Genomic DNA, 13,079 nt, shown 5'->3' with positions numbered 1-13,079 from the left:
CTTCGGGTGCTGGTGACGCAGGTCGAGCGTGCCGGGCAGGACCCGGCACGCTCGACCGTCTTACTACTTGATGGACGCGATCGCGTCCTGGACCTTCTTGGCGAGGTCAGCGGAGAGCGGCGCAGCACCGGCCGACTTCGCAGCCTCTTCCTGGCCGGCGTCGCTGGCGATGTAGCCGGCGTACGCCTTGACGAGGTCGGCGGCCTTGGGGTCCGCGTACTCCTGGCAGGCGATGAGGTAGCTCACGAGCACGATCGGGTAGTGGGTCGCGTCCGTGGTCTCGCGGTCGAGCTTGATCGCGATGTCGTTCGCCTCACGGCCCTCGACGAGCGGCGAGCCCTCGACGACGGCGGCAGCACCCTCGGCGCTGTACTCGACGAACTCCTCGCCGACCTTGATCTTCGCGACACCGAGGTCGCCGGCCTTCGACGCGTCGGCGTAGCCGATGGTGCCGGTACCGCCCTTGACGGTGTCGACGACACCCGAGGTGCCCTTGGCGCCCTCACCCGACTGGAACGGGAAGGTGTCGGCCGGCTCTGCGGTCCAGACGTCCGGTGCGTTCTTGTTCAGGTAGTCGGCGAAGTTCTTCGTCGTACCCGAGTCGTCCGAACGGTGGACGGCGGTGATGGCCGTCGACGGCAGCTTCGCCTCAGGGTTCAGGGCGACGATCGCCGGGTCGTCCCAGCTGGTGATCTGACCGGCGAAGATCTTCGCGATGGTCGCTGCGTCGAGGTTCAGCTCGTCGACGCCCTCGACGTTGAAGATGACCGCGATCGGGGAGATGTAGACCGGGAGGTCGATCGCCTTGGTGTCGGCTGCACACGCGGCGAAGGTGCCCGAGAGCTCCTCGTCGGAGAGGGCCGAGTCCGAACCGGCGAACTGCACGCCACCGGCGATGAACGCCTTGCGGCCGGCGCCGGAGCCGTCGGGGGAGTAGTTGATGGTGACGTCCGGGTTGGCCGTCTGGAAGGCGGCGACCCAGGCTTCCTGGGCGCTGCCCTGCGACGAAGCGCCGCTGCCGGCCAGGCTGCCCTTGAGGTCGCTGGCGGCTGCGCTCGTGGCGGTGGCGCCGCCTTCGTTGGCCGCACAGGAGGTCAGTGCGACGGCTGCGACTGCTGCTACGACCGCGACGCGGCCGAAACGTGAGAACTTCACAGGGATGTCCATTCATTGGTGTGGGTGCGAGCCGGTGCTGGCTCGTCAGTGACGCTAACCACGCGGCATGACGAGCATCCCCCGTGCTGGTAAACAACGGGTGAACGGAGATCGACGGCTTCCTTGCGCGACGCCGGGAATGCACGCGAAACGGCCCCCTTCCGGGGGCCGTGACGGACGCCGTGGGTGCGTGGACCGCTCAGACGCGCGGTTCGTGCGTCTCGATCGCGATGATGCCGGAGCTCGGGTTGGTCCGCGAGAGGTGCACGATCGAGAACGCGCCCGTCTCGAGCGCTGCCGCGCTGCCGAGGTAGGACCCGCGGGTGGAGCCGGTCGCCAGGGCGATCTCGCGGAGGATCTCGGGGAGGACCGGACCGTGGCTGCAGAGGATGGCGGTCTTCAGGGCCCGGACGCGGCGCCCGACGACCCGACGGACATCGGCCTCGCCTCGTTCGTATGCGTCCTGGCTGATCAGCTCGGAGCGTTTGGGCTCGATGCCCGCGGCGGCAGCGATGGGGCTCACCGTGCTGACGCAGCGCACGGCCGTGCTGGTGACGATCTTGCGCGGACCGAAGGCGAGCAGGGTCGCGACGTTGCCGGCGGCCTGCTTGACCCCTCGGGCGGCGAGTGGCCGGGTCGCGTCCTCGCCAGGCCATTCGGAGGGGGACGTGGCTTTGCCGTGCCGCATGGCGATGAGGGCGAAGGTCGCGGTCACGCCCTCTTCGACGAGCGCGGCGAACGTCTCGAGGATCTCGACGTCGCGCTCGTAGCTGAGGTAGCTCCGCGCGCGCTTGATGCTGACCCACTCCAGGGCGGCGACTTCCCCGTTGGGGATGAACGTGCTCTCGCGGACGGCCTGCTCGGTGACCTCGGCCGACCAGTAGTGGACGATCTTCTCCCGACCGCTGGAGAGCGGGTAGGTGGAGACGCCGAGGGGGACCCCGAGGTGGACGCTCAGTCCCGTCTCCTCCTTGATCTCCCGGACGGCCGTCTCCGCGAGGGTCTCGCCCGGGTCGACCTTCCCCTTGGGGATCGTGACGTCGCCGTACACCGTGCGGTGGATGACGAGGAGGTGGACCTTGCCGTCGATGAGACGCCAGCACACCGCACCGGCTGCATAGATTGCGGTCGTCGTCATGGTCTCTACCTCGTCGTGTGGTGGTGCTCGTCCAGGTCGCGGTGCCGCATCGTCAGCGACGACTCCTCGGGCGCCGGCGCGCCGCGGTCTCGAGCATGAGGGAGTCTTGCAGATCCGTGAGCGGCTGGCCATCAGCGTCGACCGCGTGGCGTGTCCACACCCCGTCGGCGTCGAGCCACCACGACGAGGTCTGCTCGTCGAGGGCCTGCTCGAACATGGCGGCGGTCGCGGCGAGATGCTTCGGATCGGTGAGGCGAACGAGTGCCTCGACCCGGCGGTCGAGGTTCCGGTGCATCATGTCGGCGCTGCCGATGAACACGTGCGGATCGCCGTCGTTGTGGAACGAGAAGATGCGGGAGTGCTCGAGGTACCGCCCGAGGATGGACCGCACGCGGATCGTCTCGCTCATGCCCGGCTGGCCGGGCTTCAGCGCGCAGATGCCGCGCACCCAGAGGTCGACGGGCACGCCCGCCTGGCTCGCGCGGTACAGGGCGTCGATGATCGCCTCGTCCACCATGGAGTTGACCTTGATGCGGATGCCGGAGGGCTTGCCCTCCTCCGCGTTCGTCCGCTCCTGCTCGATGTGCTTGAGCAGTCCCTTGCGGAGGTGACGTGGCGCGACCAGCAGGCGCTTGAACTTCTTCTCGATGGCGTAGCCGGACAGCTCGTTGAAGAGCCGGGTGAGGTCCTTGCCCACCTGATCGTCGGCCGTGAACAGGCCGAGGTCCTCGTAGATCCGGCTCGTCTTCGGGTTGTAGTTGCCCGTGCCGATGTGGCTGTAGTGGCGCAGCACGCCGCGCTCCTGACGGACGACGAGGGCGAGCTTGCAGTGGGTCTTCAGGCCGACGAGCCCGTAGACGACGTGGACGCCCGCCTTCTCGAGCTTCCGGGCCCAGGAGATGTTGTTCTGCTCGTCGAAGCGGGCCTTGATCTCGACCAGGGCGAGGACCTGCTTGCCGGCTTCCGCGGCGTCGATCAGTGCTTCGACGATGGGGCTGTCGCCGGAGGTCCGGTACAGGGTCTGCTTGATCGCCAGGACGTGCGGGTCTGCCGCCGCCTGTTCGATGAAGGCCTGCACGCTCGTGGCGAAGGACTCGTAGGGGTGGTGGACGAGGACGTCCTCCCTGGCGATCGACCGGAAGAGGTCGGGCTTGCCGTTCGGCTCGTCCGGCTGGAACTGCAGCGCGGTCGTCGGCACCCGCTTCGGGTACTGGAGGTCGGGACGGTCGATGCCGGCGAGGCTGAAGAGCCCACCGAGGTCGAGCGGCGACGGGAGGCGGTAGACCTCCTGCTCCGTGATGTCGAGCTCGCGGACGAGCAGGCCGAGGGTGACGTCGTCCATGTCGTCGGTGATCTCGAGCCGGATCGGCGGGCCGAACCGACGACGCAGCAGCTCCTTCTCGAGGGCCTGGATGAGGTTCTCGGTCTCGTCCTCCTCGATCACCATGTCCTCGTTGCGGGTGACGCGGAACACGTGGTGGTCGACGATCTCCATGCCGGGGAACAGGTGGCCCAGGTGGTTGGCGATGACCTCTTCGAGGGCGATGTACCGGACGCTCGGGGCGGTGTCGAGTGCCGCGGAGCGACGCTCGGCCGGGCCGACCCGGACGAAGCGCGGCATCATCTGCGGCACCTTGAGGCGGGCGAACTCCTCGCGCCCGCTGCGCGTGTTCCGCACCCGCACCGCGAGGTTCAACGAGAGGCCCGAGATGTAAGGGAAGGGGTGGGCCGGGTCGACGGCGAGCGGCATGAGGACCGGGAAGACCTGGTTGCTGAAGTACTCGCTGAGGTAGTCGCGGTCTGCCGCGTCGAGCGAGTCCCAAGTGACGACGGTGACGCCGCGTTCCGCGAGGTCGGGACGCACGAGGTCGTGCCAGGCGCGGGCGTGGCGCTCCTGGAGGATGTGGGCCTGCTGCGAGATCTCGGAGAGGACGTCGGCCGGGGCGTTGCCCACGTTCGTCGGGACGGCCAGGCCGGTGAGGATGCGGCGCTTCAGACCGGCGACCCTGACCATGAAGAACTCGTCGAGGTTCGAGGCGAAGATCGCGAGGAAGTTGGCGCGTTCGAGGACGGGGAGCGCCGGATCCTCCGCAAGCTCGAGGACACGCTGGTTGAAGGCGAGCCAGCTGAGTTCGCGGTCGAGGTAGCGGTGTTCGGGCAGCGCAGGATCGTTGCGTTCGAACGCGGGATCGAAGTCCTCGTCGTCTCCATCGAGGCCGACGTCGAGCACGGTTGGGTCTGCTGGCATGTCTTCATCATGACACCGTGACGGCGGTGGTCGCGACGACTGCGGTGAACACTCTGTAAATGCGCTCGTCCAGGCGTGCTGTGGAGCGGGATCAGGCGTCGGTTCTCGCGTACTGGACGTCGATCGTGTGGTCGGTGAATCCGAGCGAGCGGTACAGCGAGACCGCCGGCACGTTGTCCGCTTCGACGTAGAGCGTGACGGCGTCGACCCCACGTTCGCGCAGCCGCGCCAGCCCGGCTTCCATCAGGAGCCGTCCGAGTCCACGACCACCGGCGGCCGGGTGCACGCCCACCGCGTACACCTCGCCGACCGTCTCCTCGATCTTGAGCCAGATGAACCCGAGCAGGTCGCCGTCGGACCCGCGGGCCAGGAGGAAGTCGCCGGCGTCGAACCACGATTCGGCCTCGCGCGCGCGGAGGTCGTCGAGGCTCATCCGGCCTTGCTCGGGGTGGCCGACGAACGCGAGCGCGTTGACCTCGAGCCACTCCTGTTCGTCCACGCCCGGCGTGAAGGTCGCGATCGTGACGTCCGCGTGCCCGGCGGTCGCCGATCGCGCGCGGTTCGCCGGCGCCTTCGTCAGGCGCAGCTGCAGGAGCGTCCTGATGGACGAGAACCCGAACTCCTCCGCGAGCACCCGGGACGCGGGGTGGTCGCCGTGCGCCCAGATCCGGACGTTCGGTGGACAGTTCGAGAGGACGCCGCGAAGCGCCGCGCGGCCGTACCCGTGCCCTCGCCACTCGGGGCCGACCACGAACTCGAGTTCACCGTGCCCGACGATGGCCGCGCCGACGACCGCGAAGTCGTCCGGGTCGACCGGTGGGTCCTGCGGCTCGACGGCGAGGATCAGGGTGCGCGCACCCGAGGCGACGTCGATGAGCGATTGGTCGCTGAACGGAGGCTGGCCGTCGACGAGGGACGCCGTCCGCACGAGACGGTCGAGCGCGGCCCGCGTGGGCGCGTCCTCGACGTTACGAACCGACAGTGTCAGCCGGGGCATGATCGTCCTCGTAGACGTTGAAGCGGTAGCCGACGTTCCGCACGGTGCCGATGAGCTGCTCGAGGTCTCCGAGCTTCGCGCGGAGCCGCCGGACGTGCACGTCGACCGTGCGGGTGCCACCGAAGTAGTCGTAGCCCCAGACCTCGCTGAGCAGCTGCTCGCGAGTGAACACCCGGGAGGGGTGGGTCGCGAAGAACCGGAGCAGCTCGAACTCCTTGAACGTGAGGTCGAGCGGTTTGCCGTGGACCTTCGCGGAGTAGCTGGCCTCGTCGATGACCACGCCGGACGCCTGGATCTTGCTCGCCGAGTGCTCCTGCGAGGCGCGACCGATGGCGAGCCGGATCCGCGCGTCGACCTCCGCCGGCCCCGCCGACTCGAGGATGACGTCGTTCACGCCCCAGTCGGCGCTGACGGCGGTGAGTCCGCCCTCGGTGAGGATCAGCAGCAGGGGGACGGATAGTCCCGATGCGCCGAGGATCTTGCACAGCGACTTCGCGCTCGCCAGGTCCTGCCGGGCGTCGACGAGCACCAGGTCCGAACTCGGCGCGTTCACAAGCTGCGACGGGTCGGCCGGGATCTGCCGGGTGCGGTGGCTGAGGAGTCCGAGGGATGGGAGGACCTCGGTGCCGACCATGGAGGTCAAGACCAAAATTTGCGCCACGCGCATCCTCCCGACTGAGTTTGGAACCATATTAGGCGAACGACTGCGCCCGCCGTCGCACCATCGGCCGGAGGTGGTCCGCCGCTCCCCGCTCTGTGACAATGGGTCCGTGAGCGAAACCACCCTCTCTCCCCGGCTGCGCTGGATCAGCGTCGTCTCCATCTGGGCGCTCGCGCTCATCGGCGTCGTCGTGTCCGGCTTGCTCTGGAGCCCGGGGGAGACGTTCTTCGGGCTGTCCGCCACGCTCGGCCTCTGCACCCTCGCCGCGTTCTCCGCGCAGCTGTTGACCCGTCAGAAGATCGGGTTCGTCGACCGCATGTCGACGAGTGTGACCGGCTCGGTGCTGATCCTCGCGCTCGGAGGCGCCGTGTATGGCCTCATCGCACTGGCTGCGGGGTAGACTTTCCCCATGCTGCTCGCTCTCGAAATCTTCTTCATCGGCTTGCTCGTCCTCGCCAGCCTCGCCATCGCGTTCACCGCGGTCGTGGTGCTGAAGAACCTGTACCGCGGACAGCGCTAGTCGGGCTCCTCGATGATCGAGATCCCGAGCGGCCTGCCGAGCGAACTGGTCCCGCTGTCCTGGCTGATCGGCGTCTGGGAGGGCACCGGCGTCATCGACTACAAGATCGGTGATGAGACCGTCACCCGCGAGTTCGGTCAGCGCGTCAGTTTCAGCCACGACGGCCTGCCGTACCTGAACTACAACTCCTACACCTGGCTTCTCCCGGAGCAGCCTGCGGCCGACGCCGAGGGTGCCTCGACGACCGACGCCGACAGCCTGTCCGACGACGACGCCGGTGCTGAGGCGACGGACGCCCCGCTCGATCCGCTGGCCGCCCCCGAGCCGCTCGTCACCGAGACCGGCTACTGGCGTCTGGAACGCCCCCTCATCGAAGGCGATCCTGGTCCGGGCATGCTCCCTGGCGAAGGGCCGAGGCCGTTCGGCACGGCCCAGTCGGTGGAAGCGCTACGGACTTCGACCGGCGCCTTCCCGCTGCAGGTGTCGATCGTCCACCCGAACGGCGTGAGCGAGCTCTACCTGGGGCAGATCGACGGCCCGCGCATCGACCTCGCGACCGACGCCGTGGTGCGCACCGCGGGTGCCAAGGAGTACGCCGCAGCCACGCGTCTGTACGGCCTCGTCGAGAACCACCTGCTGTGGGCGTGGGACATCGCCGCGCTCGGCCAGGATCTCCGCACGCACGCCTCGGCGCGCCTGGCCAAAGCCGACTGACGTGTCGATCTCCATCGGATCGGCCGTTCCGAGCGTTCACCCCGGCTCACCCTTCCTCGCGCTGCCCGGCGCCGTCGAACAGGCTGACGCGTTCGACCACGGCGTCCCCTCGCACTACGGCAGCCCGAACATCGAGCAGCGCCTGATCTCGCGTGGCACGGCGATCGTCGACCTCTCGAACCGTGGCGTCGTGACGATCACCGGGCCGGACCGACTGAGCTGGCTCCACTCCATCACGAGCCAGGACCTCCGCTCCTTGCCGGCCGGCACCTCCACGGAGACGCTCTTCCTCGACCAGAGCGGCCGGATCGAGCACGCGGCCAAGCTGCTCGACGACGGGACGACCACCTGGATCATCACCGAGGCCGAGGATGCCGCTCCGCTCCACGCCTGGCTCGACCGCATGCGGTTCATGCTGCGCGTCGAGGTGGCCATCGCGACGGAGCAGTACGCGGTGATCGGCGCGGCGGCGGGCCTCGCCATCGACGCCGCGGCCCCCAACGGACTGCCGCTCGTCTGGCACGACCCGTGGTCGGAGGTCACCGTCGGCGGTCACCAGTACGCGACGGGCGAGCACCCGGGTGCCACCTGGACGTGGACCGAGACCATCGTCGAGCGCGCCACGCTCGAGACGCTCGTGCAGCAGGTCCGCGCGGGCACGTTCTCCGCAGCCGGTTCCCTCGCCGCAGAAGCACTGCGGATCGCCGCCTGGCGTCCACGCCTGCAGGCCGAGGTCGACGAGCGGAGCATCCCACACGAGCTCGACTGGCTCCGCTCCGCCGTGCACCTCAACAAGGGGTGCTACCGCGGGCAGGAGACGGTCGCGAAGGTGCACAACCTCGGGCACCCGCCACGGCGGCTCGTCATGCTCCTCCTCGACGGCTCCGACGCGGTCCTCCCGCCGGCCGGTTCGGATGTAGTGCTCGTCACCGGTGGGGACGACCCGGTCCGCAAGACCGTCGGGAGCATCACCTCGAGCGCGATCCACCACGAGCTGGGCCCGGTAGCCCTGGCCGTCGTCAAACGCTCCACGGATCCGGCCGCCGTGCTGACGGTCGCAGCCGAGGGAGTCGACGTCGCGGCGTCGCAGGAGATCGTGGTACCGGCCGATGCCGGCGCGACGGCGAACGTCCCCCGACTCCCGCGACTCGGCGCCGTCCGGCGCTGACCGGAGTGGTGAGGCAGAACTCGTCCGAGGAGCAGCCGGGTGGCGACCGTTGGACGGTGGCGCTCCTGCGGCGCATCGCCCTCGGTGACGCCTGGCATCGCCTGGTCGCCTCCGTGCCGGCAGTGCTGCAGGTCAGTCTCACCGCGATAGCCGCCTACGCCTTCACCCACTCCGTGCTCGGGCACGCCGTCCCACTGCTCGCCTTGACCGTGACGATCTCGAGTCTCGGGTTCGTCCGCGACGCCCGCCCGATCCGGGTCCTCGAGACGGCCGTGGGCATGAGCGTCGGGATCGCGCTGGCCGAGATCCTGCTCCTCGGATTCGGCCAGGGAACCTGGCAGCTCGCCGTGGCGCTCGTGCTCACACTGCTCGTCGCCCGGTTCCTGTCGCCGGCGGCGTCGTTCGCGATCGCTGCCGCTGTCCAATCGGTGCTCGTCATGCTCCTGCCCGTGCCCGACGGCGGGCCGTTCGTGCGGACGCTCGACGGATTGATCGGCGGGGTCTTCGCCCTGCTCGCGACGGCACTCATCCCGCGCGACCCGCGTCGGAGCGCGCGCCGGGACGGCCAGCGGCTCATCGACGAACACGTCCGGACGCTGGCGTCACTCGTGGCGGGCCTCCGGCTCGGCGATCTGGAGCAGGCGGACCGTGCGTTGGCCCGGGCGAGGGCCACCCAGCCGGCACTTGACGCGTGGCGCGGAACCCTCGATTCAGGGCTCGCCATCGCGCGCATCTCCCCGTTCCTCAGGAAGGCCGTGTTCGACCTGGAGCGTCAGCGGACGATGCTCGACGGGATGGATCTCGCGACCCGCAACCTCCGGGTCATCGCCCGGCGCATCGACTACGTGTCACGCGATGCCACGAGCCGCCCCGAACTCGCCGACCTGCTCGCCCGCACCTCCGTCGCGCTCGGCATCCTGTCGCAGTCGATCGGCGACATCGCGCAGCAGCCGGTCGCGAGGCAGTCCCTGCTCGAGATCGCCAAGCACCTCGACCCGGTCGCCCTGCTGCCGCAGGCCTCGGTGTCGGAGCAGGCGCTCGTCCTCGTGCTCCGTCCGTACCTCGTCGACCTGTTGACGGCGACCGGATTGCCGACGGCGGACGCCCAGGCGGCGCTTCCCGCGGTCTGAATCGCGACACGAGCCGGTGCTCAGTCGAGCGGTGCTCAGGCGACCGGCGTCGGAGCAGGGGCGACGGCCGACCACGGCAGCGTCAGCTCGCCCAGGCGCCAGCGGGAGCGACCCGCGGTCACGGGCCACCCGGTGTCGACGAGCGTACCGACGGTCGCCAACCAGCGTTGCACGGGGCCATAGACCGCCAGCGGGGTGTGCACGCGCCATGCGCGGTCCAGGTCGGTCATGAGCGCATGGACGCGTTCGCCCGGGACGTTGCGGTGGATCAACGCCTTCGGCAGCCGTTCCGCGACGATCGACGGGAGCTCGAGGTCGGCGAGCCGCAGACTGATCGAGAACGACTCGGGGTGCCCCTCATCGTCGACGGCGACCCAGCTGGCCACGCGCCCGATCTCGTCGCACGTCCCTTCGACGAGTGTCCCGCCCGGCTGGAGTCGCTTCGCCATGAGGTGCCAGGCCTCGGCGACCTCGGACTCGTCGTACTGGCGGAGCACGTTGAACGCGCGGATGACGACCGGGCGGTCGTCGCCGGTCGGGACCTCGAAGCCGCCGAGCGCGAAGGACACCCGGGCGGCGGGGGAGAAGCGGGTCGCACCGGCGCGCACCTGTCGCAGCTGGGCGTCGGCGGTACGGACGCGGCTCGGCTCGATCTCGAGACCGATGACCCGCAGATCGGGCCGGACGGCGAGCAGCCGCTCGTGCAGCTCCAGGGTCGTGACGCCGCTCGCGCCGTAGCCGAGATCCACCACCAGGGGGTTCGTCGTCCGCCTGAGCGAGGGCCGGGTCGTGATCCAACGGTCCACCCGGCGGAGCCGGTTCGTGTTCGTCGTCCCGCGAGTGATCGATCCGACGGGCATGGCCCCATTCTCCCTCACCGACGAGACCTCCGGGTCCACCTCGCGGTCACGCGCCGTCGGTATGCTGGAGGCATGCCTGAGACTTACACCCTCGTCCTGCTGCGCCACGGCAACAGCGACTGGAATCAGAAGAACCTGTTCACCGGTTGGGTCGACGTCCGACTCAGCGAACTCGGTGTCACCGAAGCCAAGCGCGCGGGAGAGCTGCTCGCCGACTCCGGCATCACCCCGGACGTGCTGTACACCTCGGTCCTCTCCCGTGCGATCCAGACGGCCAACCTGGCCCTCGAGACCGCCGACCGCATGTGGATCCCGGTGAAGCGCAGCTGGCGCCTCAACGAACGTCACTACGGTGCACTGCAGGGTAAGGACAAGGCGCAGACGCTCGCCGAGTACGGTCCGGAGCAGTTCCAGACCTGGCGTCGGTCCTTCGACGTCCCGCCGCCGCCCATCGCGGACGACGACCAGTGGTCGCAGGCGGACGACCCGCGGTACGTCGGCATCGACGGCGACCTGCCGCGCACCGAGTGCCTGAAGGACGTCATCGACCGCATGCTTCCGTACTGGGAGTCCGACATCACGGTCGACCTCGCGGCAGGCAAGACGGTGCTCGTCACGGCGCACGGGAACTCGCTCCGCGCCCTCGTCAAGCACCTCGACGACATCTCGGACGACGAGATCGCGGAGCTGAACATCCCGACCGGCATCCCGCTCGTCTACGAGCTCGACGCCGATTTCCGGCCGATCGCTCCGGCCCGCTACCTCGACCCGGAGGCCGCCGCCGCCGGTGCCGCCGCTGTCGCGGCTCAGGGCAAGAAGTAGCGGAAACCCCACCAAACCAGGGCCCCGGCCAGGGGTGCAGCTCGACGGACTCCACGTCGAATGTGCTTCTGGCCGGGGTCTTCCGTCGCGCGAAAAAAGGCTTGAACGGTTTACGAGTTGGGCGTACAGTGACTGCACTGTGACCCGATTGGGGGGATACGCATGGAGCAGTCGACCGACCGCACCCGGTTCCCCCTGTGGCGCGCCTTCGCCCTCGGCGGTTTCGCCGCTGCGGCGTTCACGGCCGTCGCCCTCCTCGGGTCGCCCTCCTCCGCACAGGCTGACGACGGTGCAGACCCGTCGCTCCTCGGAGCGGTCACCGAGGTGGTCGAGTCACTCGACCAACCGATCGATGCCGTCGTAACGGTGGTCGACGTCGTGGACACCACGGTCGTCGAGCCCGTGGTGGACGTCGTCGACGACACGGTGGCGGCCGTTCCGGTCGTGAACACGGTGGTCGAGGAGACCGTCGGCGCGGAGCCTGTGGCCACGATCGTCGAACCGGTCGTGCAGACGGTCCAGGACACGGTCAGTGGGCTCGGTGACGTGGTCACGGCCGTCCCGGTGCCCAGCGTTCCGGTCGTCGTGCCGACCGTTCCGGTCCCGGCGAGCCCGGACCCCGCCGTGCCAGCGCCTGAGCAGGCCGGCGACACGTCAGTCGGTCCACCGTCGGCGGTCGTTCCGGCCGCGGTGTTCGGGCCGCCGTCCGCGCTGCCCGGAGACGATTCCTCCTCAGGCCTCGGCTCGGATCGCGAGAGCGCTGCCTTCCAGGCGTCGGCCGATACCATCGTGCCGAGCGCCACGACGCTTCCCGCGGCACCCGGCGGTCTGCCGATCTTGCCGTCCGTCGACGACCGCTGGGCGGTCTCGCCGAGCGGGTCCAGTTCGTCCGGATCGGGCGCGGCCGCCAACGGCCCGGCGAGCGGCGAGCAACCTACCGACGTGGTGATCCCGGCACCCGGGACCGACCGGCGCGCCATCGCTCGTGACGACGACCTTCCAGCCTCACCCACCTTCCCTGCAGACACCGCTCCTGACTGACGCCGGACGACTCCGCCCTGTTCGGCGGAGGCCCACCCATCGGGTGGTTCAACAGTCCGAAGTCTCCCGACAGCGGGAGCACACCAGTCATTCTGCAAGGAGCAGGAATCATGAATTCGTATGTCAAGAAAGGCCTCTATTGCGGCCTGTTCGTCGCGGGACTCACGTTCCTCGGAGCCACGGCGGCCAACGCCGACACCTCGGGAGAGGACAGCATCCTCGGCGGCAACCTCGTCGACGTGGTGCTCGAAGCACCGGTCGAGATCGTCGACACGGCGGTGAGCGTCGTCGGCGACTCATCGGCGACCAGTGCGCCGGAGCCGGCGCCGGCGGAGCCCGCGCCTGAGCCGGCACCGGCACCGGCACCGGCACCGGCACCGGCACCTGAGCCGGAAGCCACCAGCACCAGCGGTGACGACAGCGTCGCCGGTGGAAACCAGGTTCAGCTGCCCGTCACGATCCCGGTGACGGTCGAGGACAACGCCGTCTCGATCATCGGCGATGCCGAGCAGTCGAGCGGTGCGGCGGTGCCGGCGGGGGAGTCGGCCACGGCTCCCGCAGGCGGCGAGACGACGACCGGTGACGACAGTGTCGCCGGTGGGAACCAGGTGTCACCGGTGGTGAC

13 protein-coding genes are annotated in these 13,079 nt (G+C 69.4%); 7 read left to right on the top strand and 6 right to left on the bottom strand.

The annotated features are described in order from the left end of the window. Positions 1–63: 63 nt before the first annotated feature. The 5 genes from pstS to QRN27_RS03455 all read right to left on the bottom strand — a co-directional run bounded on the left by pstS (position 64) and on the right by QRN27_RS03455 (position 6,199). Positions 64–1,155 (bottom strand): phosphate ABC transporter substrate-binding protein PstS, encoded by a 1,092-nt coding sequence (gene pstS / locus QRN27_RS03475; protein ID WP_502929467.1) that lies wholly within the window; start codon positions 1,153–1,155, stop codon positions 64–66. Between the two features lie 199 nt (positions 1,156–1,354). Beyond that, positions 1,355–2,293 (bottom strand): NUDIX hydrolase, encoded by a 939-nt coding sequence (locus QRN27_RS03470; RefSeq protein WP_194669388.1) that lies wholly within the window; start codon positions 2,291–2,293, stop codon positions 1,355–1,357. A 52-nt stretch (positions 2,294–2,345) separates the two neighbouring features. Continuing rightward, positions 2,346–4,541 (bottom strand): RNA degradosome polyphosphate kinase, encoded by a 2,196-nt coding sequence (locus QRN27_RS03465; RefSeq protein ID WP_056778593.1) that lies wholly within the window; start codon positions 4,539–4,541, stop codon positions 2,346–2,348. Positions 4,542–4,632: 91 nt separating this feature from the next. Next, the gene (mshD, locus tag QRN27_RS03460; protein WP_285040758.1) at positions 4,633–5,538 is read right to left on the bottom strand and encodes a mycothiol synthase; all 906 of its coding nucleotides are present in this window, start codon (positions 5,536–5,538) and stop codon (positions 4,633–4,635) included. Next, a complete protein-coding gene (locus QRN27_RS03455) occupies positions 5,510–6,199 on the bottom strand; it encodes a response regulator transcription factor (RefSeq protein ID WP_285040757.1) in 690 nt (229 codons plus the stop codon). Before QRN27_RS03455 ends, mshD begins: the two co-directional genes overlap by 29 nt. Before the next feature lie 109 nt (positions 6,200–6,308). Between QRN27_RS03455 and QRN27_RS03450 the strand changes: the two genes are divergently transcribed. The 4 genes from QRN27_RS03450 (at position 6,309) to QRN27_RS03435 (ending at position 9,731) form a co-directional block, all read left to right on the top strand. After that, the gene (locus QRN27_RS03450) at positions 6,309–6,599 is read left to right on the top strand and encodes a hypothetical protein (protein ID WP_194669392.1); all 291 of its coding nucleotides are present in this window, start codon (positions 6,309–6,311) and stop codon (positions 6,597–6,599) included. A 132-nt stretch (positions 6,600–6,731) separates the two neighbouring features. Beyond that, complete coding sequence (locus QRN27_RS03445) at positions 6,732–7,433, top strand: heme-binding beta-barrel domain-containing protein (protein ID WP_285040756.1); 702 nt, start codon at positions 6,732–6,734, stop codon at positions 7,431–7,433. Position 7,434: 1 nt separating this feature from the next. Continuing rightward, positions 7,435–8,601 (top strand): CAF17-like 4Fe-4S cluster assembly/insertion protein YgfZ, encoded by a 1,167-nt coding sequence (ygfZ, locus tag QRN27_RS03440; protein ID WP_285040755.1) that lies wholly within the window; start codon positions 7,435–7,437, stop codon positions 8,599–8,601. Between the two features lie 8 nt (positions 8,602–8,609). Beyond that, positions 8,610–9,731 (top strand): FUSC family protein, encoded by a 1,122-nt coding sequence (locus QRN27_RS03435; protein WP_285040754.1) that lies wholly within the window; start codon positions 8,610–8,612, stop codon positions 9,729–9,731. Positions 9,732–9,766: 35 nt separating this feature from the next. Here QRN27_RS03435 and QRN27_RS03430 read toward each other — a convergent pair whose 3' ends face one another. Then, on the bottom strand, positions 9,767–10,591 hold the full coding sequence (locus tag QRN27_RS03430; RefSeq protein ID WP_285040753.1) for a class I SAM-dependent methyltransferase: 825 nt from the start codon (positions 10,589–10,591) through the stop codon (positions 9,767–9,769). Between the two features lie 72 nt (positions 10,592–10,663). Between QRN27_RS03430 and QRN27_RS03425 the strand changes: the two genes are divergently transcribed. The 3 genes from QRN27_RS03425 to QRN27_RS03415 form a co-directional block, all read left to right on the top strand. Continuing rightward, positions 10,664–11,413 carry a phosphoglyceromutase gene (locus QRN27_RS03425; protein ID WP_285040752.1) on the top strand — a complete coding sequence of 250 codons (750 nt, stop codon included), beginning with the start codon at positions 10,664–10,666 and terminating at the stop codon, positions 11,411–11,413. Positions 11,414–11,575: 162 nt separating this feature from the next. After that, the gene (locus QRN27_RS03420; RefSeq protein WP_285040751.1) at positions 11,576–12,454 is read left to right on the top strand and encodes a hypothetical protein; all 879 of its coding nucleotides are present in this window, start codon (positions 11,576–11,578) and stop codon (positions 12,452–12,454) included. A gap of 110 nt (positions 12,455–12,564) precedes the next feature. Next, the coding region (locus tag QRN27_RS03415; protein ID WP_285040750.1) for a chaplin family protein at positions 12,565–13,079 on the top strand (515 nt) is incomplete at its 3' end.

Origin of the sequence: Plantibacter sp. LMC-P-059a (assembly GCF_030209505.1) — a bacterium.
Classification (GTDB): domain Bacteria; phylum Actinomycetota; class Actinomycetes; order Actinomycetales; family Microbacteriaceae; genus Plantibacter.
This window is presented reverse-complemented; position numbering and strand designations above follow the sequence as displayed.